Annotated in this window: 22 protein-coding genes and 1 riboswitch; of the genes, 11 read left to right on the forward strand and 11 right to left on the reverse strand. The window is 51.6% G+C overall.

The genetic code is table 11. The annotated features are described in order from the left end of the window. Positions 1 to 20: 20 nt before the first annotated feature. Complete coding sequence (gene ttdB, locus AABJ99_RS03615; RefSeq protein ID WP_000722957.1) at positions 21 to 626, reverse strand: L(+)-tartrate dehydratase subunit beta; 606 nt, start codon at positions 624 to 626, stop codon at positions 21 to 23. After that, on the reverse strand, positions 623 to 1,534 hold the full coding sequence (ttdA, locus tag AABJ99_RS03620) for a L(+)-tartrate dehydratase subunit alpha (RefSeq protein WP_000986806.1): 912 nt from the start codon (positions 1,532 to 1,534) through the stop codon (positions 623 to 625). Before ttdA ends, ttdB begins: the two co-directional genes overlap by 4 nt. A gap of 206 nt (positions 1,535 to 1,740) precedes the next feature. Here ttdA and ttdR point away from each other — a divergent pair, with 206 nt between their 5' ends. Continuing rightward, positions 1,741 to 2,673: an L-tartrate utilization transcriptional activator TtdR gene (gene ttdR / locus AABJ99_RS03625; protein WP_000935203.1), complete on the forward strand. Its 933-nt coding sequence runs from the start codon at positions 1,741 to 1,743 to the stop codon at positions 2,671 to 2,673. A 12-nt stretch (positions 2,674 to 2,685) separates the two neighbouring features. On the opposite strand, the gene plsY is transcribed toward ttdR, so the two are convergent. Continuing rightward, the gene (plsY, locus tag AABJ99_RS03630) at positions 2,686 to 3,303 is read right to left on the reverse strand and encodes a glycerol-3-phosphate 1-O-acyltransferase PlsY (protein ID WP_001272796.1); all 618 of its coding nucleotides are present in this window, start codon (positions 3,301 to 3,303) and stop codon (positions 2,686 to 2,688) included. Positions 3,304 to 3,407: 104 nt separating this feature from the next. Between plsY and folB the strand changes: the two genes are divergently transcribed. Together folB and bacA are read left to right on the forward strand one after the other, a co-directional pair. Then, positions 3,408 to 3,776: a bifunctional dihydroneopterin aldolase/7,8-dihydroneopterin epimerase gene (folB, locus tag AABJ99_RS03635; protein ID WP_001295541.1), complete on the forward strand. Its 369-nt coding sequence runs from the start codon at positions 3,408 to 3,410 to the stop codon at positions 3,774 to 3,776. A gap of 90 nt (positions 3,777 to 3,866) precedes the next feature. Continuing rightward, a complete protein-coding gene (gene bacA, locus AABJ99_RS03640; RefSeq protein WP_001305111.1) occupies positions 3,867 to 4,688 on the forward strand; it encodes an undecaprenyl-diphosphate phosphatase in 822 nt (273 codons plus the stop codon). Between the two features lie 80 nt (positions 4,689 to 4,768). On the opposite strand, the gene cca is transcribed toward bacA, so the two are convergent. From cca to AABJ99_RS03655, 3 genes are all read right to left on the reverse strand, one after another. Next, a complete protein-coding gene (cca, locus tag AABJ99_RS03645) occupies positions 4,769 to 6,007 on the reverse strand; it encodes a fused tRNA nucleotidyltransferase/2',3'-cyclic phosphodiesterase/2' nucleotidase/phosphatase Cca (protein WP_001551671.1) in 1,239 nt (412 codons plus the stop codon). 63 nt (positions 6,008 to 6,070) lie between these two features. After that, positions 6,071 to 6,691: a TIGR04211 family SH3 domain-containing protein gene (gene ygiM / locus AABJ99_RS03650; protein ID WP_001125332.1), complete on the reverse strand. Its 621-nt coding sequence runs from the start codon at positions 6,689 to 6,691 to the stop codon at positions 6,071 to 6,073. 342 nt (positions 6,692 to 7,033) lie between these two features. Further along, entirely contained in the window at positions 7,034 to 8,239 is a 1,206-nt protein-coding gene (locus AABJ99_RS03655; RefSeq protein ID WP_039021370.1) for an RNA-guided endonuclease InsQ/TnpB family protein, read from the reverse strand. Positions 8,240 to 8,251: 12 nt separating this feature from the next. Between AABJ99_RS03655 and tnpA the strand changes: the two genes are divergently transcribed. From tnpA to hldE, 4 genes are all read left to right on the forward strand, one after another. Further along, entirely contained in the window at positions 8,252 to 8,704 is a 453-nt protein-coding gene (tnpA, locus tag AABJ99_RS03660; protein ID WP_000266196.1) for an IS200/IS605-like element ISEc41 family transposase, read from the forward strand. A 70-nt stretch (positions 8,705 to 8,774) separates the two neighbouring features. Beyond that, the gene (ygiF, locus tag AABJ99_RS03665) at positions 8,775 to 10,076 is read left to right on the forward strand and encodes an inorganic triphosphatase (RefSeq protein ID WP_039021371.1); all 1,302 of its coding nucleotides are present in this window, start codon (positions 8,775 to 8,777) and stop codon (positions 10,074 to 10,076) included. Between the two features lie 22 nt (positions 10,077 to 10,098). Beyond that, positions 10,099 to 12,939: a bifunctional [glutamate--ammonia ligase]-adenylyl-L-tyrosine phosphorylase/[glutamate--ammonia-ligase] adenylyltransferase gene (gene glnE, locus AABJ99_RS03670; protein WP_338387495.1), complete on the forward strand. Its 2,841-nt coding sequence runs from the start codon at positions 10,099 to 10,101 to the stop codon at positions 12,937 to 12,939. Between the two features lie 47 nt (positions 12,940 to 12,986). Beyond that, positions 12,987 to 14,420 carry a bifunctional D-glycero-beta-D-manno-heptose-7-phosphate kinase/D-glycero-beta-D-manno-heptose 1-phosphate adenylyltransferase HldE gene (gene hldE, locus AABJ99_RS03675; RefSeq protein ID WP_000869186.1) on the forward strand — a complete coding sequence of 478 codons (1,434 nt, stop codon included), beginning with the start codon at positions 12,987 to 12,989 and terminating at the stop codon, positions 14,418 to 14,420. Between the two features lie 119 nt (positions 14,421 to 14,539). On the opposite strand, the gene ibsE is transcribed toward hldE, so the two are convergent. The 3 genes from ibsE to yqiJ all read right to left on the reverse strand — a co-directional run bounded on the left by ibsE (position 14,540) and on the right by yqiJ (position 17,155). Next, on the reverse strand, positions 14,540 to 14,599 hold the full coding sequence (gene ibsE, locus AABJ99_RS03680; protein ID WP_001387082.1) for a type I toxin-antitoxin system Ibs family toxin: 60 nt from the start codon (positions 14,597 to 14,599) through the stop codon (positions 14,540 to 14,542). Between the two features lie 238 nt (positions 14,600 to 14,837). Further along, positions 14,838 to 16,499, reverse strand: a complete 1,662-nt coding sequence (gene yqiK / locus AABJ99_RS03685) for a flotillin family protein (RefSeq protein ID WP_039021373.1) — start codon at positions 16,497 to 16,499, stop codon at positions 14,838 to 14,840. Positions 16,500 to 16,525: 26 nt separating this feature from the next. After that, positions 16,526 to 17,155, reverse strand: coding sequence for an OB-fold-containig protein (gene yqiJ / locus AABJ99_RS03690; RefSeq protein ID WP_039021374.1), 630 nt, complete (start codon positions 17,153 to 17,155; stop codon positions 16,526 to 16,528). A gap of 268 nt (positions 17,156 to 17,423) precedes the next feature. Between yqiJ and glgS the strand changes: the two genes are divergently transcribed. After that, complete coding sequence (gene glgS, locus AABJ99_RS03695) at positions 17,424 to 17,624, forward strand: cell surface composition regulator GlgS (RefSeq protein ID WP_001296424.1); 201 nt, start codon at positions 17,424 to 17,426, stop codon at positions 17,622 to 17,624. A gap of 34 nt (positions 17,625 to 17,658) precedes the next feature. Here glgS and ubiK read toward each other — a convergent pair whose 3' ends face one another. Next, positions 17,659 to 17,958: a ubiquinone biosynthesis accessory factor UbiK gene (ubiK, locus tag AABJ99_RS03700; RefSeq protein ID WP_000566827.1), complete on the reverse strand. Its 300-nt coding sequence runs from the start codon at positions 17,956 to 17,958 to the stop codon at positions 17,659 to 17,661. Positions 17,959 to 18,079: 121 nt separating this feature from the next. Then, a riboswitch (FMN riboswitch) is annotated at positions 18,080 to 18,228 on the forward strand. Between the two features lie 103 nt (positions 18,229 to 18,331). Here ubiK and ribB point away from each other — a divergent pair. Together ribB and yqiD are read left to right on the forward strand one after the other, a co-directional pair. Next, the gene (gene ribB, locus AABJ99_RS03705) at positions 18,332 to 18,985 is read left to right on the forward strand and encodes a 3,4-dihydroxy-2-butanone-4-phosphate synthase (protein WP_039021375.1); all 654 of its coding nucleotides are present in this window, start codon (positions 18,332 to 18,334) and stop codon (positions 18,983 to 18,985) included. 262 nt (positions 18,986 to 19,247) lie between these two features. After that, positions 19,248 to 19,418, forward strand: a complete 171-nt coding sequence (gene yqiD / locus AABJ99_RS03710; RefSeq protein ID WP_000469268.1) for a protein YqiD — start codon at positions 19,248 to 19,250, stop codon at positions 19,416 to 19,418. Positions 19,419 to 19,475: 57 nt separating this feature from the next. Here the strand turns inward: yqiD and zupT are convergent, their stop codons facing one another. Beyond that, entirely contained in the window at positions 19,476 to 20,249 is a 774-nt protein-coding gene (gene zupT / locus AABJ99_RS03715; RefSeq protein WP_001295627.1) for a zinc transporter ZupT, read from the reverse strand. Between the two features lie 142 nt (positions 20,250 to 20,391). Between zupT and ygiD the strand changes: the two genes are divergently transcribed. Then, the gene (gene ygiD, locus AABJ99_RS03720; RefSeq protein WP_039021376.1) at positions 20,392 to 21,180 is read left to right on the forward strand and encodes a 4,5-DOPA dioxygenase extradiol; all 789 of its coding nucleotides are present in this window, start codon (positions 20,392 to 20,394) and stop codon (positions 21,178 to 21,180) included. Positions 21,181 to 21,203 lie beyond the last annotated feature (23 nt).

Genomic DNA, 21,203 nt, shown 5'->3' on the forward strand with positions numbered 1-21,203 from the left:
GGTGAGCCTCTCCGGGAGGGTTATTTGATGTAGTGGACGTGCTCGCAAATCTCTTCCACGATGGGATCGCGGCGTTCGGCGAACAGCTTTTTGTTTTCGGCTATCAGGTTGTTGCCGTGGGTATCAATAGAGACAATCAGCGGACCGAACTCTTTGACCCGGCAGACCCACAGCGACTCCGGCATCCCGAGTTCTGTCCAGTGCACCTCTTCAATCTCTTCCACCTGGGTTGCCGCCAGTACTGCGCAGCCTGCCGGGAAAATCACATGCAGCGCCTTGAATTTCTGGCAGCCTTCTTCGGTCAGCGGCCCCATTCCGCCTTTGCCGACCACCAGTTTCACGCCGGTCTGTTCGATAAATTCACGTTCAAAACTTTCCATACGCATACTGGTTGTCGGGCCGACGGATACCATCTCCCATTTGTCGCCGTTTTTGCGCACGATGGGGCCAGCGTGGAAAATCGCTTTGCCGTTGAGATCGTAAGGGATCGGACGTTTGAGTTCGATCAAGCGACGGTGACAAACGTCACGGCAGGTTACCAGCGTACCGGTCAGGTAGATCACATCGCCGACGCGAATATCTTGCAGATCTTCAGCTTTGATCGGGGTTGTCAGGATCTTTTTCATAACGCGCTCCGGGTGTGAGACAGATTTTCAAAGGTGAGATCGGCATGAACCAGCAGTGTGCCGCGACGATGCGCCCAGCAGCCGGTAGAAACAGCAACGCCGATGGTTGACGGATGGCGGGCGGCAGATTCGATATGTACGCCCATCACTGAACTGTTGCCAGTCAGCCCCTGTGGACCAATCCCCAGACGGTTGAGTCCTTCTTCCAGGCGTAGTTCCAGCTCTGCCGCTTTTGGATTGGGATGGCGGCTGCCAATCGGGCGCAAAATGGCTTTACGTGAGAGCACAGCGGCGGTTTCCACCGAGGTGGCGATGCCCACGCCTACCAGTACCGGTGGACAGGCGTTTACGGCGAGGGTGGAGATATTTTCGAAGACGAATTTCACTACGCCTTCGTAGCCTTCCGACGGCATTAACACTTTCGAACGACCAGGCAACGTGCAGCCGCCGCCTGCCATGTAAACTTCGATTTCCGCATCGTCACCGTCGGGGACGATATCCCAGGTGACCCACGGTACGCCGCTGCCGGTATTTTTGCCGGTGTTCACTTCGTCAAAAATTTCTACCGCATTGTGACGCAGTGGCGCTTTGACGGTTGCCTCTTCCACGGCTTGCTTAAGAATGCTTTGCAGCTCGCCAAGCAGTGGGAAACGGGAACCGACCTTAACAAAAAACATGATTTCGCCGGTGTCCTGACAGGCAGGACGATTCAGGTCGATTGCTTTTTGCATGTTGTCGAACATCGTGTGGTAGATGATTTTCCCCATCGACGACGTTTCGGCATCCTTTAGCTGTTTTAGTTTGTCCACCACGTCATCGGGCATTCGGGTAGAAATCATGGCGGTAAAGTTAGCGACAATCTCCGTCAACTTATTCACTGCCTGTTGCTTATTACTTTCGCTCATCATGGCAACTCCAGTTTATGTATTTGTCTGGAAAAATTCACTGCCACAAACTACCACTAAAAATGTGGTTTTATATTTTTTGCCGCCGTGAATATGTAATTCACAGTTCGTGAATCAACGCGAAAATAAGAATGAATATTGCGCCAGAGCAGGGAATGGCAATGTTTTGCGAAATACACTGCGCTTATCACAACTGCGGATAATTAACGATGCTGAATAGCTGGCCTTTAGCCAAAGATTTGCAGGTACTGGTAGAAATCGTCCACAGCGGGAGTTTTAGTGCTGCAGCGGCGACGCTTGGGCAAACGCCTGCATTTGTCACCAAGCGGATCCAAATCCTTGAAAATACGCTGGCAACAACGCTGCTGAACCGCTCCGCCCGCGGCGTGGCGCTGACTGAAAGTGGCCAACGTTGTTACGAGCATGCGCTGGAAATCCTCACCCAATATCAGCGACTGGTCGATGACGTCACGCAAATCAAAACGCGCCCGGAGGGGATGATTCGTATTGGCTGTAGTTTTGGTTTTGGGCGCAGCCATATTGCGCCAGCTATTACCGAACTGATGCGCAATTATCCTGAGTTACAGGTGCATTTTGAATTGTTCGATCGGCAAATTGATTTAGTGCAGGATAATATTGATCTGGATATTCGTATTAATGACGAAATTCCTGATTATTATATTGCGCATCTTTTGACAAAAAATAAACGAATATTATGTGCAGCACCTGAGTATCTGCAAAAATATCCGCAGCCACTATCCTTGCAGGAATTAAGTCGTCATGACTGTCTTGTGACCAAAGAGCGTGATATGACCCACGGAATATGGGAGTTGGGGAACGGTCAGGAGAAAAAATCGGTGAAGGTAAGCGGGCACCTTTCCTCCAATAGCGGCGAGATTGTGCTGCAATGGGCGCTGGAAGGAAAAGGAATTATGCTGCGTTCTGAGTGGGATGTTTTACCGTTTCTGGAGAGTGGCAAACTGGTGCGAGTATTGCCGGAGTATGCACAAAGCGCCAATATCTGGGCTGTTTACCGGGAGCCGCTCTATCGCAGCATGAAATTACGTGTCTGCGTGGAATTTCTGGCGGCATGGTGCCAGCAGCGGCTAGGCAAGCCCGACGAAGGCTATCAGGTTATGTAGACTCGCGAAAAATCACTCAGGATCCTTTTCGCGCTTTCTTTTGAATTTCGTCCAGATTTTTGTCTCCTGACGACGCCACAGACGCTGGATGTTGTCATGATGGCGCAGCAGGATCAGGCATGAGAGCATCGAAACCGGGAAGGTGAATTGTGGCTTAAACCACCAGACGTAAAATGGAGCAATCAGTGCGCTGACAATCGCTCCCAGCGACGAGTATCCGCTCAATAGCACGGTCAGTAACCAGGTTCCCGCCATTACTCCGGTGAGATCCCAGCCAATTGGTGCGATGGCACCAAAAGCGGTAGCAACGCCTTTTCCTCCTTTAAAACCGAAGAAAACGGGCCAGATGTGTCCAAGGCAGGCGGCGATGGCAATTAAGCCTAGCCAGAATGGGCTGACACCTAATTCATACGCGCCCCAGACGGGCAACATTCCTTTCAGAACGTCGAAAATCAGTACTGCTACGGCTGCTCCCTTGCCACCGATACGTAACACATTGGTTGCGCCAGGATTACCGGAGCCGCTGGTTCGCGGATCGGGCAGCCCACACAAGCGGCAAACCAGAATGGCACTGGAAATGGAGCCGCAGAGGTACGCGATGAGGATCATTCCAGGCGCGATTGCACTCATAAGCTGTTCCGTTTTGAAAATTCGTGTTCAACGATGAATCTGTGGATAATACGCACATTTCGCCGGAAGTGGTATCCGGTTAGCCAAAAAGCAGGCAGGACGTGATGGATATTGTATTTATAGAGCAACTTTCGGTAATCACCACTATTGGTGTTTACGACTGGGAACAGACCATCGAACAGAAGTTAGTGTTCGATATCGAAATGGCGTGGGATAACCGTAAAGCGGCGAAAAGTGATGATGTGGCGGATTGCCTCAGTTACGCTGACATTGCAGAAACGGTAGTCAGCCACGTCGAGGGCGCGCGTTTTGCGCTGGTGGAACGTGTGGCGGAAGAGGTGGCGGAGCTGCTGTTAGCACGCTTCAACTCGCCGTGGGTGCGTATCAAACTCAGCAAGCCAGGCGCAGTGGCGCGGGCGGCGAATGTTGGCGTCATCATTGAGCGTGGCAATAATCTGAAAGAAAATAATTAATTTTACAGCTGTTAAACCAAACGGTTATAACCTGGTCATACTGCAGTAGTTTGGACAAGCGTTACATTTTTATAATTTAGGGGTTTATTGATGAGCGATATGCACTCGCTGCTGATAGCGGCAATATTGGGTGTGGTCGAAGGATTGACAGAATTTCTGCCGGTATCCAGCACGGGCCATATGATTATTGTCGGTCACTTGTTGGGATTTGAGGGCGACACGGCGAAAACCTTTGAAGTCGTGATCCAGTTAGGATCAATTCTGGCGGTAGTAGTGATGTTCTGGCGGCGTCTGTTTGGCTTGATTGGCATTCACTTTGGTCGTCCGCTGCAACACGAAGGAGAAAGCAAAGGCCGTTTAACGCTGATCCACATTCTGCTTGGCATGATCCCAGCGGTAGTACTGGGGCTGTTGTTCCACGACACGATTAAGTCGTTGTTTAATCCAATAAATGTGATGTATGCGCTGGTCGTTGGCGGTCTGTTGCTGATTGCCGCCGAATGCCTGAAACCAAAAGAACCGCGTGCGCCGGGTCTCGATGATATGACCTATCGTCAGGCGTTTATGATTGGCTGCTTCCAGTGTCTGGCGCTGTGGCCTGGTTTCTCCCGTTCCGGGGCGACCATTTCAGGTGGGATGCTGATGGGTGTGAGCCGTTATGCGGCTTCTGAGTTCTCGTTCCTGCTGGCGGTGCCGATGATGATGGGCGCAACGGCGCTCGATCTCTACAAAAGCTGGGGCTTCCTGACAACCGGCGATATCCCGATGTTTGCCGTTGGGTTTATCACCGCTTTTGTGGTGGCGCTGATAGCGATTAAAACCTTCCTGCAATTGATTAAGCGCATTTCGTTTATCCCTTTCGCCATTTATCGCTTTATTGTGGCGGCTGCGGTGTATGTCGTGTTCTTTTGATTGAGGAATAGTGTCGGATATGACGCTTGTGCGTCTTATCCGACCTGGCCGGTGTTTGCAATAAATTGAAATTCAAGTGCTTAATCAGGCTTTGGACAACGTTGTTCCTTCCAGCTGGCTACCGCCGCAATCCGCCGTCGGGTCAGCTCCTCGCGAATCTCCACACCTTTAAATCCCGCTTCAACGACGGCTTTTGTCGGCACTGACTGTGCCACTTCCCAGGCTTCGCGCAACCAGCGGCCTTGCGGGTAGTCCGCTGATTCAAAACCGGTTCTGCCGCGCACATCAGCCTCGCTGGTCAGCGCCAGTTGCTCGACACGCTGCGGTTTACGCCAGGCGTCGATGGAATCAAATAGTTTGACGATGGTTTTTGGGTTCAGCATTGGGAAGGTGTGGATGAGATCGTGAAACTCAGCCACCAGTCTGGCTAAATCGCGAATTTCATTTGGCACGCGCAGACGCTGGCATAGTTGTTCCACTAACTTCACACCCGCCGGGCCATGACCATGATGACGCGGCCAAAGTTCTGGCGGCGTCAGTCCTTTACCGAGATCGTGGCATAGCGTTGCGAAACGGACATCGACCTGCGGACTTAGCATCGCCGCCATTGAGAGCGTCATTAAGGTGTGAATACCGGTGTCGATTTCCGGATGCCACTTGGCAGGGGCCGGAACGCCAAACAGGGCGTCAATTTCCGGGAATAAAACGCGCAGTGCGCCGCAATCGCGCAGTACCTGGAAGAACACCTGGGGATTGCGGGTAGTGAGGGCGCTTTCCGTCTCTTTCCACACCCGTTCAGGCGTCAGGTGTTCCAGTTCACCCGCGTGGGTCATCTCGCGCATCAGCGCCAGAGTTTCATCGGCAATACGAAAACCGAGGTGGGCATAACGCGCAGCAAAACGCGCCACGCGCAGTACGCGTAACGGATCTTCGCCAAAAGCGGGGGAAACATGGCGCAACAGACGATTTTGCAGATCGCCCAGACCGTTGTACGGGTCGATAATCTCGCCGTTATCGTCCTGGGCCAGCGCATTAATGGTCAGATCGCGCCGCTTAAGATCATCTTCCAGCGTGACATCCGGTGCGGCATAGCAGGTAAAACCGGTGTAACCGGAACCGGATTTCCGTTCGGTACGTGCCAGCGCATACTCTTCATGCGTTTGCGGATGCAGAAAAACAGGAAAATCGCGGCCTACCTGCTGGTAGCCCGCGTCGAGCATCTCCTGTGGTGTACTACCGACTACCACCCAATCTCTGTCTTTGACCGGTAGCCCTAACAATGCATCCCGAACAGCACCACCGACCAGATAAATCTTCACGCCATCATCCCTTCGTCAAATACACAATTCCTAATAATAAGACAGTGCAACGAAGAAGGCGATTTAGTTCATCCAGCGATCTTTACGTTTGCGCGTTGGGATCAGGTGCGGCAGTACCAGACCGAGCAGCAAGCCAAGCCCCAGCACGCCGCCACCATACATAAACCACTGCATGATGATGGTGCGCTGTTTGTCATCCAGCTGCACGCTGGCGGCATCGACCTTTTTCTGCGCGACAATCAGCTCGTTTTTCAGTTTCTGATTTTCTTCTTTTAACCCGTTGATCACGCTGTCGCTCTGCGCCACTTTTTGCTGCATTTCTGCGGTGCGCTGATTCCAGGTGTTATCGATATTGGTGAGCTTATCGGTCAGGGTTTTGACCTGATTTTCCAGATCTGGCACACGGGAGCGCAGGCTTGGCTCTGTGCTAAGTTGTTTCAACGGGATCCAGGCGGTACGGCCAGAGCTGTCTTTCACCTGGGCATAATTGGTGTTGGCGTCAGTTTGTAATAAGGTCACTTCCTCGCCGGCGTTAACCGTGCCCACGAGGCGATAATGGTCTCCCGGACCGCTACGGACCCAGGTATTCAGTTCGTCGGAAACATAGCGCGTTTCTTCAGCGTGTGAGACGGCAGTCGCGCTAAGTGCGAGTAAAGTTAATCCGATCAGGCGTAATTTTGGCATCAGGCTGTCGTTATTGTCATGGAAAGTGGAACGATAGTAGTGGCATCAGTGTCGCTACGCAAAGCATTCGACATCAATCGGAATCCTCTGTGTCAGGTCTTGCCACTGCTTCAAACTTTTACGCCCGTCAAATTGCCCGTTGCATGGCAATTTGGCGCAAAATACTATCTACTGACAAAAAAGATCGCATTAAGTTCGCCGTTCATCGTCACTTATGTGACATAACCGATAAGTAAAGGCCTTGACATCCTCCCCCACCTTCGCGCAAAGCGACTCAGTAGGGGGATTCCCTTGTCAGGGTAGCAATACGTTGCCGCATTGCCCGGTTCCTCGCTCGACGGTTTACGCCGCCTTACGGGCGCGTCCTTTACGGACTGACGGCAATATTTGTCCTGCCGCCATGACTTCAAAACCTGCTGTTAATATATTGCGAGCGCCGTTTACATCGGCGTTTGCCGTATAGCCGCACGCGGTACAGATAAAGCTCGCCTGCGTCCTGCGGTTATTTTTCGATGTATGCCCACAACATGCGCATTTCTGACTGGTGTACGCCGGATTAATCGCCAGCACATCACCGCCGCGCCATGCCTGCTTATATTCGAGCTGGCGGCGCATTTCTGCCCAGCCCTGATCCAGTATCGCCCGGTTAAGACCTGATTTTGCCGCGACGTTGCGCCCCGGCTGGTCTACCGTACCCGCTGCTGATTTTGACACGTTCGCAACCTTTAAATCCTCAATGACTATCATCGCGTGGTTTTTGCTGATCGTCGTCGTGGTTTTATGAAGGTAATCGCGGCGGATGTTTGCGATATGAGAGTGGAAACGGGAAATCTTCGCTTTCTGCTTTTTCCAGTTGGCGGAGAATTTAACCATCCGGGCCAGACGGCGCTGTAAGCGAGCCAGCTTATCCTGATTTTTTTTAAAGCTGTTTACCGGTTCAAAGACAGTGCCGTCTGAAAGTGTTGCCAGCTTCGTTATACCTGCATCCAGGCCTATTGCGCTGGTCGATGCGTGAATCGGATCGGTAACAGCTAATTCGACCTGAAAAGACACATACCAGTGTCCGGCATGCTGGCTGATGGTGCAATTTTTAATGACGCCTTCAATCTTCCGGGACTGACGAAATTTAACCCAGCCCAGTCCTGACGGGAGTTTCACACGGCCATAATCCAGCCCACAATATTTGCTGAAATTGACGAACCGGATAGAGTCGCAGCCTTTGGTTTTCTTTTTGAAAACGGGCTTTTCAGCCGTCAGGGATTTATCAAAACAGCGATCCCATGCGCTCCGCAGGTCTTTCAGTTTCTGCTGGAGGTTGTCAGTGTAACCCTCAGCAAGAAAGGCCAGCTCAGGGAGTTTTTTCCAGCCCGTAAGTCGTTTATTCAGGTCGAAAGCTGACGGAATTTTTCCGCCCGCGTCATGAATGCTCAGTGTTTCATTCAGTGCATAGTTCCAGACAAAGCGAGCGCAACCGCACAACTGACGCAACCTTTGCGCCTGCTGGTCAGTGGGGTAGAGCCTGTATTTATATGCTTTCTGGATTAACATTTTGCATTCAGTATGTGGTTATTTAGAATGTACAATATATCCACATTTTTTTGGGAGGATCAATACGTGTGCGAAATCAATCGTTCACGCTATTCAGCTTACCTGTTGCATGTTCACGTTGTTTTTATGACAAAATACCGCCGTCCAGTTTTTGGTGAATTGCATCATGCAAACATGCGTCAGTATGTAGCGGAGGTATGCGCGGACTTTGGCGCCGAGTTAAAGGAATGTGACGGCGAGGCAGATCATGTTCACATGCTGATTGAATACCCACCGTTGGTGCAACTCACAAAGCTGGTAAACAGCCTTAAGTCCGTTACCAGTAGGCGGCTGCGGAATGATTTTATTGATTTGCGCGCCGCGTATTCAAAGCCCGTACTCTGGTCACGCTCTTATTTCATCGGTTCATGTGGTGGAGCACCGCTGGAAGTTGTGAAAAAGTATATTCAGAATCAGCGTGGCTGATAAACTGCGGGCTTAACAGCCCAAATTCCCCTCCCGCCTACGTTGGGGGGGAGTACCCAGTGGAGGAAGGATGGCTCAGGAAATCGAATTAAAGTTTATTGTTAATCACAGTGCCGTTGAGGCGTTGCGTGACCATCTCAATACGCTGGGCGGCGAGCACCATGACCCCGTGCAGTTGCTGAATATTTACTACGAAACGCTGGATAACTGGCTGCGTGGGCACGACATGGGCTTACGTATCCGTGGCGAAAACGGTCGCTATGAGATGACCATGAAAGTTGCAGGAAGAGTGACAGGCGGCTTACACCAGCGCCCGGAATATAACGTGGCGTTGAGCGAACCGACGCTCGACCTGGCGCAGTTACCGACGGAAGTCTGGCCGAACGGCGAATTGCCTGCCGATCTCGCTTCCCGCTTACAACCGCTGTTCAGCACCGATTTTTATCGCGAAAAGTGGCTGGTAGAGGTCGATGGTAGCCAAATTGAAATCGCTCTCGATCAGGGCGAGGTGAAGGCAGGCGAATTTGCTGAGCCTATCTGCGAGCTTGAACTGGAACTGCTTAGCGGCGACACGCGCGCGGTGCTGAAACTGGCGAACCAACTGGTATCGCAAACCGGATTACGTCAGGGCAGCCTGAGCAAAGCGGCGCGTGGCTATCATCTGGCGCAGGGCAATCCTGCGCGTGAAATCAAACCCACCACCATTTTGCATGTTGCGGCAAAAGCGGATGTCGAGCAGGGGCTGGAAGCGGCGCTCGAGCTGGCGTTAGCGCAATGGCAGTATCATGAAGAACTGTGGGTCCGCGGCAACGATGCGGCGAAAGAGCAAGTGCTGGCTGCCATTGGCCTGGTCCGTCATACGCTGATGCTGTTCGGTGGCATTGTGCCGCGTAAAGCGAGCACTCACTTACGTGACCTGCTGACTCAATGCGAAGCGACCATCGCATCTGCGGTGTCTGCCGTAACGGCGGTCTACTCTACCGAAACGGCGATGGCGAAGCTGGCGTTGACCGAATGGCTGGTAAGCAAAGCCTGGCAGCCGTTTTTAGATGCCAAAGCGCAGGGCAAAATCAGCGATTCTTTCAAACGCTTTGCCGATATCCATCTTTCCCGCCATGCCGCTGAACTGAAAAGCGTTTTCTGCCAGCCATTAGGCGATCGCTACCGTGACCAATTGCCGCGCCTGACGCGTGACATTGACTCAATATTGTTGCTGGCGGGTTACTACGATCCTCTCGTCGCGCAAGCCTGGCTGGAGAACTGGCAGGGACTGCGTCATGCCATTGCGACCGGGCAACGCATTGAAATTGAACATTTCCGTAATGAGGCAAACAATCAGGAACCGTTCTGGTTGCACAGCGGAAAACGTTAATCAGGCAAGGATAAAATCGCTTATGAAGCCGCTCTCTTCACCGTTACAGCAGTACTGGCAGACCGTTGTTGAGCGGCTGCCAGCGCCTTTAGCCGAGGAATCACTTAGCGCACAGGCGAAGTCAGTACTTACCTTCAGTGATTTTGTGCAGGACAGCGTAATTGCGCATCCAGAGTGGCTGACGGAACTGGAAAGCCAGCCGCCGCAGGTCGACGAATGGCAGCATTACGCTGCATGGTTGCAGAAGGCGCTCAGTGATGTAAGCGACGAAGCAGGGTTAATGCGCGAGCTGCGTCTGTTCCGGCGGCGCATTATGGTGCGCATTGCCTGGGCGCAAACGCTGGCACTGGTTACTGAAGAGAGCATATTGCAGCAGCTCAGCCATCTGGCGGAGACATTGATTGTCGCCGCGCGTGACTGGCTGTATGAGGCCTGCTGCCGCGAGTGGGGTACGCCCTGCAATGCGCAGGGTGAAGCGCAACCGCTGCTGATTTTAGGCATGGGTAAACTGGGCGGCGGGGAGCTGAATTTTTCCTCAGATATCGATCTGATTTTTGTCTGGCCGGAACATGGTTGCACGCAGGGCGGACGCAGGGAACTGGATAACGCTCAGTTCTTTACCCGCATGGGTCAGCGGCTGATTAAAGTGCTGGATCAACCAACGCAGGATGGCTTCGTCTATCGCGTGGATATGCGACTACGTCCGTTTGGCGAAAGTGGCCCGCTGGTGCTGAGCTTTGCGGCGCTGGAAGATTATTACCAGGAGCAGGGGCGCGACTGGGAGCGATACGCCATGGTCAAGGCGCGGATTATGGGGGATAGCGACGGCGTCTATGCTAATGAGTTGCGTGCGATGCTGCGTCCGTTTGTTTTCCGCCGTTACATCGATTTCAGCGTGATCCAGTCGCTGCGCAACATGAAAGGGATGATTGCCCGCGAAGTGCGTCGACGCGGTTTGACCGACAACATCAAACTTGGCGCGGGTGGCATTCGCGAAATTGAATTTATCGTCCAGGTGTTCCAGCTCATTCGCGGCGGGCGCGAACCGTCGCTGCAATCGCGCTCTTTACTGCCAACGCTCAGCGCCATTGCCGCGCTGCATCTGCTTTCTGAAAACGATGCTGAACAATTGCGAGTGGCGTATCTGTTCCTGCGGCGTCTGGAAAACCTGCTGCAAAGCATTAACGACGAACAAACCCAGACACTTCCTTCTGATGAGCTTAACCGTGCGCGGCTGGCATGGGCAATGGATTTCGCGGACTGGCCGCAACTAACCGGGGCGCTGACCGGACATATGACCAATGTGCGCCGGGTGTTTAACGAATTGATTGGCGATGACGAAAGCGAAACACAGGAAGAGTCGCTATCGGAACAGTGGCGTGAGTTGTGGCAGGATGCGTTGCAGGAAGATGACACCACGCCAGTGCTGGCACATCTTAGCGAAGATGATCGCAAACAGGTGCTAACACTGATTGCCGATTTCCGCAAAGAGCTGGATAAGCGCACAATCGGGCCGCGAGGACGTCAGGTGCTCGACCATCTGATGCCGCATCTGCTAAGTGATGTCTGTGCGCGTGAAGACGCTGCTGTCACGCTGTCGCGCATTACGGCTTTGCTGGTGGGGATTGTTACCCGCACTACCTATCTTGAGCTGCTTAGTGAATTCCCCGCAGCGCTTAAGCATTTGATTTCGCTGTGCGCCGCATCGCCGATGATTGCCAGCCAACTGGCGCGTTATCCATTATTGCTGGACGAACTGCTCGATCCGAACACTCTTTACCAGCCGACGGCGACGGATGCCTACCGTGATGAACTGCGCCAGTATTTGCTGCGCGTGCCGGAAGATGACGAAGAGCAACAGCTTGAGGCGCTGCGTCAGTTCAAACAGGCGCAACTTTTACGCATCGCGGCAGCGGATATCGCCGGTACGCTACCGGTAATGAAAGTGAGCGATCACTTAACCTGGCTGGCGGAAGCTATGATAGATGCCGTCGTTCAGCAGGCGTGGGTTCAAATGGTTGCCCGCTACGGTAAACCGAATCACCTGAACGAACGCGAAGGGCGTGGTTTTGCGGTGGTCGGCTACGGCAAGCTGGGCGGCTGGGAGTTAGGCTACAGTTCCGATCTTGACCTGATCTTCCTCCATGATTGCCCAATGGATGCGATGACTGACGGCGAGCGGGAAATCGACGGGCGACAGTTTTATCTGCGTCTGGCGCAACGCATTATGCATCTGTTCAGTACGCGAACCTCTTCCGGCATTTTGTATGAAGTGGATGCTCGACTGCGTCCGTCCGGGGCGGCGGGAATGCTGGTCACCTCTGCAGAAGCGTTTTCCGATTATCAGAAAAACGAGGCCTGGACGTGGGAACATCAGGCGCTGGTGCGTGCGCGTGTAGTGTACGGCGATCCGCAGCTCACCGCGCACTTTGACGCGGTGCGTCGCGAGATTATGACGCTGCCGCGCGAAGGCAAAACCCTGAAAACAGAAGTGCGGGAAATGCGGGAGAAAATGCGCGCTCATCTCGGCAATAAACATCGCGATCGCTTTGATATCAAAGCCGATGAAGGCGGAATTACCGATATCGAATTTATTACCCAATATCTGGTGTTGCGCTACGCTCATGAAAAACCGAAGTTAACGCGCTGGTCAGACAACGTGCGTATTCTGGAACTGTTGGCGCAAAACGACATTATGGAAGAACAGGAAGCGATGGCGCTGACCTGTGCTTACACGACGCTGCGCGATGAACTTCATCATCTGGCATTACAGGAATTGCCGGGCCATGTGTCGGAGGATTGCTTCACCGCAGAGCGTGATCTGGTGCGGGCAAGCTGGCAGAAGTGGCTGGTGGAAGAATGAAGTATGGTATTATCGCGCGCAAATTTTGAATCTCTCAGGAGACAGGAATGAAAGTAACGCTGCCAGAGTTTGAACGTGCAGGAGTGATGGTGGTTGGTGATGTGATGCTGGATCGTTACTGGTACGGTCCCACCAGCCGTATCTCGCCGGAAGCGCCGGTGCCCGTGGTTAAAGTGAATACCATCGAAGAACGTCCGGGCGGCGCGGCTAACGTGGCGATGAATATCGCTTCTCTCGGTGCTAATGCACGCCTGGTCGGGTTGACGGGCATTGACGATGCGGCGCGCGCGCTGAGTAAATCTCTGGCCGACGTCAACGTCAAATGCGACTTCGTTTCTGTACCGACGCATCCGACCATCACCAAATTACGGGTACTTTCCCGCAACCAACAGCTGATCCGTCTGGATTTTGAAGAAGGTTTCGAAGGGGTTGATCCGCAGCCGCTGCACGAGCGGATTAATCAGGCGCTGAGTTCGATTGGCGCGCTGGTGCTCTCTGACTACGCGAAAGGTGCGCTGGCAAGCGTGCAGCAGATGATCCAACTGGCGCGTAAAGCGGGCGTTCCGGTGCTGATTGATCCAAAAGGCACCGATTTTGAGCGCTACCGCGGCGCTACGCTGTTAACGCCGAATCTCTCGGAATTTGAAGCTGTTGTCGGTAAATGTAAGACCGAAGAAGAGATTGTTGAGCGCGGAATGAAACTGATTGCCGATTACGAACTCTCGGCTCTGTTGGTGACCCGTTCCGAACAAGGGATGTCGCTGCTGCAACCGGGTAAAGAGCCGCTGCATATGCCAACCCAGGCGCAAGAAGTGTATGACGTCACCGGTGCGGGCGATACGGTGATTGGTGTGCTGGCAGCAACGCTGGCGGCGGGTAATTCGCTGGAAGAAGCCTGCTTCTTTGCCAACGCGGCGGCCGGTGTGGTGGTTGGCAAACTGGGAACATCCACGGTTTCGCCGATCGAGCTGGAAAATGCAGTACGTGGACGTGCAGATACCGGCTTTGGTGTGATGACCGAAGAGGAACTGAAGCTTGCTGTAGCGGCGGCGCGTAAACGCGGTGAAAAAGTGGTGATGACCAATGGCGTCTTCGACATCCTGCACGCCGGGCACGTCTCCTATCTGGCAAATGCCCGCAAACTGGGTGACCGCCTGATTGTCGCTGTGAACAGCGATGCCTCCACCAAACGGCTGAAAGGGGATTCCCGCCCCGTTAACCCTCTCGAACAGCGTATGATTGTGCTGGGGGCACTGGAAGCGGTCGACTGGGTGGTGTCGTTTGAAGAAGACACGCCGCAGCGCTTGATTGCCGGGATCTTGCCAGACCTGCTGGTGAAAGGCGGCGACTATAAACCAGAAGAGATTGCCGGGAGTAAAGAAGTCTGGGCCAATGGTGGCGAAGTGCTGGTGCTCAACTTTGAAGACGGTTGCTCAACGACCAACATCATCAAGAAGATCCAACAGGATAAAAAAGGCTAACCGGAAAGCGGTTCACAGTTCTCGCGTTGTGCCGGATAGACCTATTGACGCTGTTGTTTTTTCAACCTAAAGTAAAGGAACAAGGGTAAGGGAGGATTTCTCCCCCCTCTGATGAGTTGTTAGTAAGTCGGGAAACTTAACAGTAACAACACAACCAGTATGATGACGAACTTCATCATAACCCTTTCCTTATACAAGGCCCCTTCCTCGGGAGGGGCTTTCCCGTTTCAGCCCCTTGCTGGCTCCCCGATTGTTGATGAGCGCCGGACCCCGCGCAATGCTTTCCCTGATGCAGTTTTCTCTTCCCCGAGTCGGCTCGCAAAACGCTGTAACAACCTGATCATTTGTACTTTTTAGCGGAACGCAGATATAACAAATCCCCGGCTTTTTGGGCCAGGGATGTTCATGGTTGAAAATTTATTCTATGTTTTCTGCTACGGGAGTTGTTGAGGTTAAGGGTGAAGTCAATGCCGCTAGCGAGCCGCCTGAAACACCAATTTCATTGAGCAAGGAGTCAATCAGCGGTGCCTGTGTGCGGTAAGAAAGCGCGGCTGATAACGCTTGTTCCGCCAGATTTCCTCCACCAACGCTACCTGATATTGCATCCCCTGCGGTACCACCACGGTTCAGACCATCGACCTGAATAATCTTAATACCGTCGATAGACTTCATTGGTTCCACAGATTTCTCAATTACCGCAGGGAGCGCCTGCAACAATGCCAGTTTGAATTTAAGGCTGGTTTGCTCGTCAGAAAGTACGTTGATAGCATCGTTCAGCGCACGTTGCGCTTCTGCTTCCGCCAGGCCTTTTTTACGCGTAGCTTCGGCTAACTCAACGATCGCCGCCGCCTGCATCTCTGCGGCTTCTTTTTCTGCTTTCGCCCGCACGGTCAGTTCAACCGCTTTGGTTTCTGCATCCTGCGCGGCAGCGATTAGGGCAACTTGTTTAGCACGATCGGCTTCTGCGGTCTGGCGAGTGGTTTCTACGTTTTGCTGGGCGCTTACCGCTTCTGCAAGTGCAAGGTTGGCACGCGCTTCCGCTTGTGACTGCTGTTCCGATTTGGCGGCAATAGCGATCGATTTCGTCTGGTTGGCGATTTCGGTGACCTGCTGCTGTTCGATCTCTTTAATGCGAACTTCACGTTCAGCTTCAACTTTTCTGGAACGGACGGCCTGTTCGCGGTCGATTTCCGTTTCCTGAATCTGTCGTTCAGCCAGAATTCGCGTCTGCTCTGCTTCCCGACGACGCTCGGCCTCAAAAGCCGCAATTTTCGCATTCTGCTCAGCGGTACGGGTTTTAACCTGCTGCTCCTGCTCAAGCGTCATAAACGCTTCTTGCTGTTCAATCTCCAGCTTCCGCGAAAGCGCATCACGGTTTTTCTCACGCACCGCAACTTCTACATCCTGTTCAACTTCGTTACGTTCGCGACGACGGCGCTCCGTCTCCTGCGTCAGCTTGGTTAAACCTTCGGCGTCAAAGGCGTTGTTAGGATTGAAATGTTCTTTCGACGTCTGGTTAAAGTTGGTAAGTGAAACGCTTTCCAGTTCCAGGCCGTTTTTCGACAGATCTTCAGCAACGGTATTTTGTACGCCCTGCACGAAGTTCTCGCGGGTATCCTGTAACTCATGCATGGTCATTTGTGCAGCTGTTGCACGGAGGGCATCGACAAATTTATCTTCAACCAACATACGTAAGTCTTCAGGCGACAGGGTGCGTTGCCCCAGCGTCTGGGCGGCGGTGGCAATACCTTCCACTGACGGTTTTACCCGCACAAAGAAAGCGACAACGACATCGACGCGCATACGATCTTTCGTAATCAGGCTATCAATGGTTGAGCGGCTGACTTCCAGCTTCAGAGTATTCATATTGATGGGGATTATTTCATGAAAGATCGGCATCACGATTGCGCCACCGCTCATTACCACTTTTTGCCCACCTAAACCAGTACGAACAAATGCTTGCTCTGCCGAAGCGCGACGATAGAGCCTGGCGAAAATAATCCCAATAATAAACAGAACGCATACGGCAATAATTGCGGTAAACATCCAGGAGGGCATAGAATTAACAATATCATCCATTATTAAATTTCCTTTTGATTAATAAATTACAGTATTTGGGGCCAGGGATTTTTTTCCGCCAAATATCGCGTTGCAGAAAGTCGGCAAATAATTAATACTTTGTCTCCTTTAGCGAAAGTTTTTTCTTCTTCAGGTTCCAGTAGTAAATAATGTATTTGGCCAAATTGATCGGTGAGTTTTCCTTCACAGGGGTTACCTGAAGTGGCCTGATGTCCGGTAATTAATGCCATGCAGCCAATATAATCGTCTTCTGTAATAGCAGTGCTATGATCTCGTGGTAACCAAGGCGCAATTACTTTACCGGTATAATGCACCGCAATAATCGTAAACAGTAAACTGACAGGAACCACGAACAGGTTCGAGAGTGGTGATTGCCAAACCATGATGCAGGCATGCTGCAACAGGATGCCAATAAGACCAAAAAAACCAGCCAGTAAACAGAGAACGACGAGAGCTGGCAATCTTCCGATATTGAGATAATGAAGTGCCTGGCTAATATGACCTGTGGTTATGGAATCATAATGGTCAAGATGTGCATCAAGAGCACCGGAGAGCATGTGACCGCAGATAAGTGCAAAAATTTCTAAAAGGCCGATCAACAGTACAAAGGAAATAGCGAAAAGATAAGGGGTGTTATAGTCGGCGAATAAAATCATATGTCACTCCAATGTCCATTTAGTGACGCAATATTTACTTTTGGATAGTTTCCTTGCTTACATTTATCTTTGTTAATAATAACACATGTTAGAGAAGTTCTGGAAGAGAAAGTCTTTTAATATGGTTTTTTATTTTTCACTAAAAAGTGTGATCGGGGACAATATATTTACGCACGTTATGTTTAAAGGCACTACACTGATTGGGGAATACTGAAATCAGAAAAAGCATATGGCCTTAAAAGGTATGCGATAACCGGAGGATGTGCTTATGGATCATAGTCTTAATTCTTTAAATAATTTCGATTTCCTGGCGCGTAGTTTTGCCAGAATGCACGCAGAAGGTCGCCCGGTCGATATTCTGGCCGTTACTGGTAACATGGATGAAGAACATAGAACCTGGTTTTGCGCACGTTATGCCTGGTATTGCCAACAGATGATGCAAACCAGAGAACTGGAATTAGAACATTGATATTACGGGCCGTCTGGCCCGTTTTTGTGGTGCTTTATTCTGCTTTATCAACCGGCGGGATAGCTGGAGGAGATTGAAGTTCTGCTACCGGATTATTGCGCGCTTCCAGTTCGCTGATGCGTTGTTCTAGTAACGCCAGTTTTTCACGAGTCCGTAACAGGACTTGCGTCTGAACGTCGAATTCTTCGCGGCTTACCAGATCGAGACGCGTCAACTGCGCTTGTAGGGTTTGGCGGATTTTTTTCTCCACATCTTCCCCGAACTCCCTGATTCCTTTAGGCATTGATTCGTGAACCTGGCGAGCGATTTGCTCAATTTTTTTCGGGTCAATCATTGTAGTTTCCCTGTACTGATAGGTGTTGAGTTCCATTGTAGTGCGATAAGGTTAAGTCATAAACCAGAATAATGTGAAGCTATGCGTTGCTGCCGCTAATCATTAGCGTTATAGTGAATCCGCTTATTCTCAGGGCGGGGCGAAATTCCCCACCGGCGGTAAATCAACTCAGTTGAAAGCCCGCGAGCGCTTTGGGTGCGAACTCAAAGGACAGCAGATCCGGTGTAATTCCGGGGCCGACGGTTAGAGTCCGGATGGGAGAGAGTAACGATTCTGTCGGGCATGGACCCGCTCACGTTATTTTGGCTATATGCCGCCACTCCTAAGACTGCCCTGATTCTGGTAACCATAATTTTAGTGAGGTTTTTTTACCATGAATCAGACGCTACTTTCCTCTTTTGGTACGCCTTTCGAACGTGTTGAAAATGCACTGGCTGCGCTGCGTGAAGGACGCGGTGTAATGGTGCTTGATGATGAAGACCGTGAAAACGAAGGCGATATGATCTTCCCGGCAGAAACCATGACCGTTGAGCAGATGGCGCTGACCATTCGCCACGGTAGCGGTATTGTTTGCCTGTGCATCACTGAAGATCGCCGTAAACAACTCGATCTGCCAATGATGGTAGAAAATAACACCAGCGCCTATGGCACCGGTTTTACCGTGACCATTGAAGCGGCTGAAGGTGTGACTACCGGTGTTTCTGCCGCTGACCGTATTACGACCGTTCGTGCTGCGATTGCCGATGGCGCTAAACCTTCTGATCTGAATCGTCCTGGCCACGTTTTCCCACTGCGCGCGCAGGCGGGTGGTGTGCTGACGCGTGGCGGCCATACCGAAGCGACTATTGATCTGATGACGCTGGCAGGCTTTAAACCAGCTGGTGTGTTGTGTGAGCTGACTAATGACGATGGCACGATGGCGCGTGCGCCAGAGTGCATTGAGTTTGCCAAGAAACACAATATGGCGCTCGTGACTATTGAAGACCTGGTGGCATACCGTCAGGCACATGAGCGTAAAGCTAGCTGAAAACCGCTGCTTAATTTACCGCGTTAATCAAGAAACCGAAGCTATTACTGGCTTCGGTTTTTATTTTGCTCTTGTTATGCAAGATGTTAATTCCTCTTCTCTTTCTATGAGAAAATTTCATTAATATCAGGCATTCTTTTCCATTATGATCAAAATCATATAATTGTTCCGTTATTATGCGACCATATGAATATATCCGAAAAAGGATATGTGAATTTTATGCGCTAAATGTTTAGTATTGTTAAATATTAAGGGTAAAAGGATGTTTATCGCCTGGTACTGGATTGTATTGATTGCTCTGGTTGTGGTGGGTTATTTACTGCATTTGAAACGTTATTGTCGGGCGTTTCGTCAGGACAGAGACGCACTGCTTGAAGCGCGGAATAAATACTTAAACAGTACGAGAGAAGAGACAGCCGAGAAGGTAGAATAGGGCTTTAGTGAAGCTGGCAGAAGTTGTCCATGCGCTGGACAACTTCTGATGTTGCTTTTAACCAATTCCCGCCGTTTGTAGCAGCACTAAACTGAATCCCATCACTGACATTCCACATAGCACGCCATAGCTGGGGTTATTATTGGGGTCAATCTCTTTAGCTAGCGGCATTAATTCATCAACCGAGAGCGCCACCATAATTCCTGCAACCGCCGCCATGATCGCCGCCATGACTACCGGAGAAATCATGCTGCCAAGAATTAACCACGCCAGAACGCCACCGAGAATTTCAGCCAGTCCGGAAATCCCCGCCCACAGAATCGCGGTACGTTTCGATCCTGTTGCCGCGTAAACCGGCCCCGCAACTGCCAGACCTTCAGGAATATTATGCAATGCAACAGCCAGCGCGATGCCAAAGCCCAGCTCCAGGTTACTGCTCGCCGTGACAAAGGTGGCAATGCCTTCCGGGAAGTTATGCAGACTGATGCCGAGAGTGAGCAGAATGGCTGTGCGCTTGATCGATTTTGGCAACGGCTGCACCGATTTTTGCATTAAATCCTGCGGATGCGCATGTGGCAACATGCGGTCCAGACCAAAATAGCCAAGCAGACCGAAGATAAACATTCCATAACCCAACACAGGCGACATTCCTTCGGCGGCTAATGCGGCAGGAAGCATTTCCATTAATGAGATGAGCAACATAATCCCCGCCGCAAATCCTAGCGAAAACGCCAGTAAGCGGTTCGAGGGTTTTTGTCCGAGAACGCCGAGAAACGCGCCAATAAACGTGGCTGCCCCCGCCAGTATGGTCAGAATGAGAGGTACTGACATCGACAACTCCTTATAAATCTTTACCTTCAGGCAGATCGTCAAAATAACTGATGATCATCATCATTGTTATCCGGGTTCTTACTCCGCCGAACAAGCGTATTGTGAGGATATCAAAATGACACCTTTAGTTAAGGATATCATCATGTCTTCAACACGTATGCCAGCATTGTTTTTAGGTCACGGTAGTCCGATGAACGTGCTGGAAGATAATTTGTATACCCGCAGCTGGCAGAAGTTGGGGATGACATTGCCACGCCCACAAGCGATTGTGGTGGTTTCGGCTCACTGGTTTACCCGTGGAACTGGAGTGACCGCGATGGAGACGCCGCCCACGATTCATGATTTTGGCGGTTTTCCGCAGGCGCTGTACGACACCCATTATCCTGCTCCGGGTTCGCCTGCGCTGGCACAGCGTCTGGTTGAGCTGTTAGCGCCGGTCCCTGTGACGCTGGATAAAGAAGCCTGGGGCTTTGACCACGGTTCCTGGGGCGTGCTGATTAAGATGTATCCTGACGCCGATATCCCGATGGTGCAGTTGAGTATCGACAGTACCAAACCTGCCGCCTGGCACTTTGAGATGGGGCGTAAACTGGCAGCGCTGCGGGATAAAGGAATAATGTTGGTCGCCAGCGGTAACGTGGTGCACAACCTGCGTACGGTGAAGTGGCACGGTGATAGTTCACCATATCCGTGGGCGACGTCATTTAATGAGTATGTGAAAGCGAATCTGACGTGGCAAGGGCCGGTAGAACAGCATCCTTTGGTGAATTACCTCGACCATGAAGGTGGCGCGTTATCGAACCCAACGCCAGAGCACTATCTGCCGTTGTTGTATGTCTTAGGTGCGTGGGATGGGCAGGAGCCAATTAACATTCCGGTCGATGGTATAGAAATGGGCAGTTTAAGTATGTTGTCGGTGCAGATAGGCTAATAATTACCGGATGGCGAGTGCCA

Source organism: Escherichia coli (assembly GCF_036503815.1).
In the GTDB taxonomy this organism is placed as follows: domain Bacteria; phylum Pseudomonadota; class Gammaproteobacteria; order Enterobacterales; family Enterobacteriaceae; genus Escherichia; species Escherichia coli_F.

What these genes read in the sequence shown, in the direction of transcription:
- ygiD (WP_039021376.1), top strand. Translation starts at nt 20,392, where the DNA reads ATGTCTTCAACACGTATGCCAGCATTGTTTTTAGGTCACGGTAGTCCG.
- AABJ99_RS03655 (WP_039021370.1), bottom strand. Translation starts at nt 8,239, where the DNA reads ATGTTAATCCAGAAAGCATATAAATACAGGCTCTACCCCACTGACCAG.
- yqiJ (WP_039021374.1), bottom strand. Translation starts at nt 17,155, where the DNA reads ATGATTTTATTCGCCGACTATAACACCCCTTATCTTTTCGCTATTTCC.
- ribB (WP_039021375.1), top strand. Translation starts at nt 18,332, where the DNA reads ATGAATCAGACGCTACTTTCCTCTTTTGGTACGCCTTTCGAACGTGTT.
- folB (WP_001295541.1), top strand. Translation starts at nt 3,408, where the DNA reads ATGGATATTGTATTTATAGAGCAACTTTCGGTAATCACCACTATTGGT.
- ubiK (WP_000566827.1), bottom strand. Translation starts at nt 17,958, where the DNA reads ATGATTGACCCGAAAAAAATTGAGCAAATCGCTCGCCAGGTTCACGAA.
- bacA (WP_001305111.1), top strand. Translation starts at nt 3,867, where the DNA reads ATGAGCGATATGCACTCGCTGCTGATAGCGGCAATATTGGGTGTGGTC.
- yqiD (WP_000469268.1), top strand. Translation starts at nt 19,248, where the DNA reads ATGTTTATCGCCTGGTACTGGATTGTATTGATTGCTCTGGTTGTGGTG.
- ttdB (WP_000722957.1), bottom strand. Translation starts at nt 626, where the DNA reads ATGAAAAAGATCCTGACAACCCCGATCAAAGCTGAAGATCTGCAAGAT.
- zupT (WP_001295627.1), bottom strand. Translation starts at nt 20,249, where the DNA reads ATGTCAGTACCTCTCATTCTGACCATACTGGCGGGGGCAGCCACGTTT.
- yqiK (WP_039021373.1), bottom strand. Translation starts at nt 16,499, where the DNA reads ATGGATGATATTGTTAATTCTATGCCCTCCTGGATGTTTACCGCAATT.
- glnE (WP_338387495.1), top strand. Translation starts at nt 10,099, where the DNA reads ATGAAGCCGCTCTCTTCACCGTTACAGCAGTACTGGCAGACCGTTGTT.
- tnpA (WP_000266196.1), top strand. Translation starts at nt 8,252, where the DNA reads ATGTGGTTATTTAGAATGTACAATATATCCACATTTTTTTGGGAGGAT.
- ygiF (WP_039021371.1), top strand. Translation starts at nt 8,775, where the DNA reads ATGGCTCAGGAAATCGAATTAAAGTTTATTGTTAATCACAGTGCCGTT.
- ygiM (WP_001125332.1), bottom strand. Translation starts at nt 6,691, where the DNA reads ATGCCAAAATTACGCCTGATCGGATTAACTTTACTCGCACTTAGCGCG.
- hldE (WP_000869186.1), top strand. Translation starts at nt 12,987, where the DNA reads ATGAAAGTAACGCTGCCAGAGTTTGAACGTGCAGGAGTGATGGTGGTT.
- glgS (WP_001296424.1), top strand. Translation starts at nt 17,424, where the DNA reads ATGGATCATAGTCTTAATTCTTTAAATAATTTCGATTTCCTGGCGCGT.
- plsY (WP_001272796.1), bottom strand. Translation starts at nt 3,303, where the DNA reads ATGAGTGCAATCGCGCCTGGAATGATCCTCATCGCGTACCTCTGCGGC.
- ttdR (WP_000935203.1), top strand. Translation starts at nt 1,741, where the DNA reads ATGCTGAATAGCTGGCCTTTAGCCAAAGATTTGCAGGTACTGGTAGAA.
- ttdA (WP_000986806.1), bottom strand. Translation starts at nt 1,534, where the DNA reads ATGATGAGCGAAAGTAATAAGCAACAGGCAGTGAATAAGTTGACGGAG.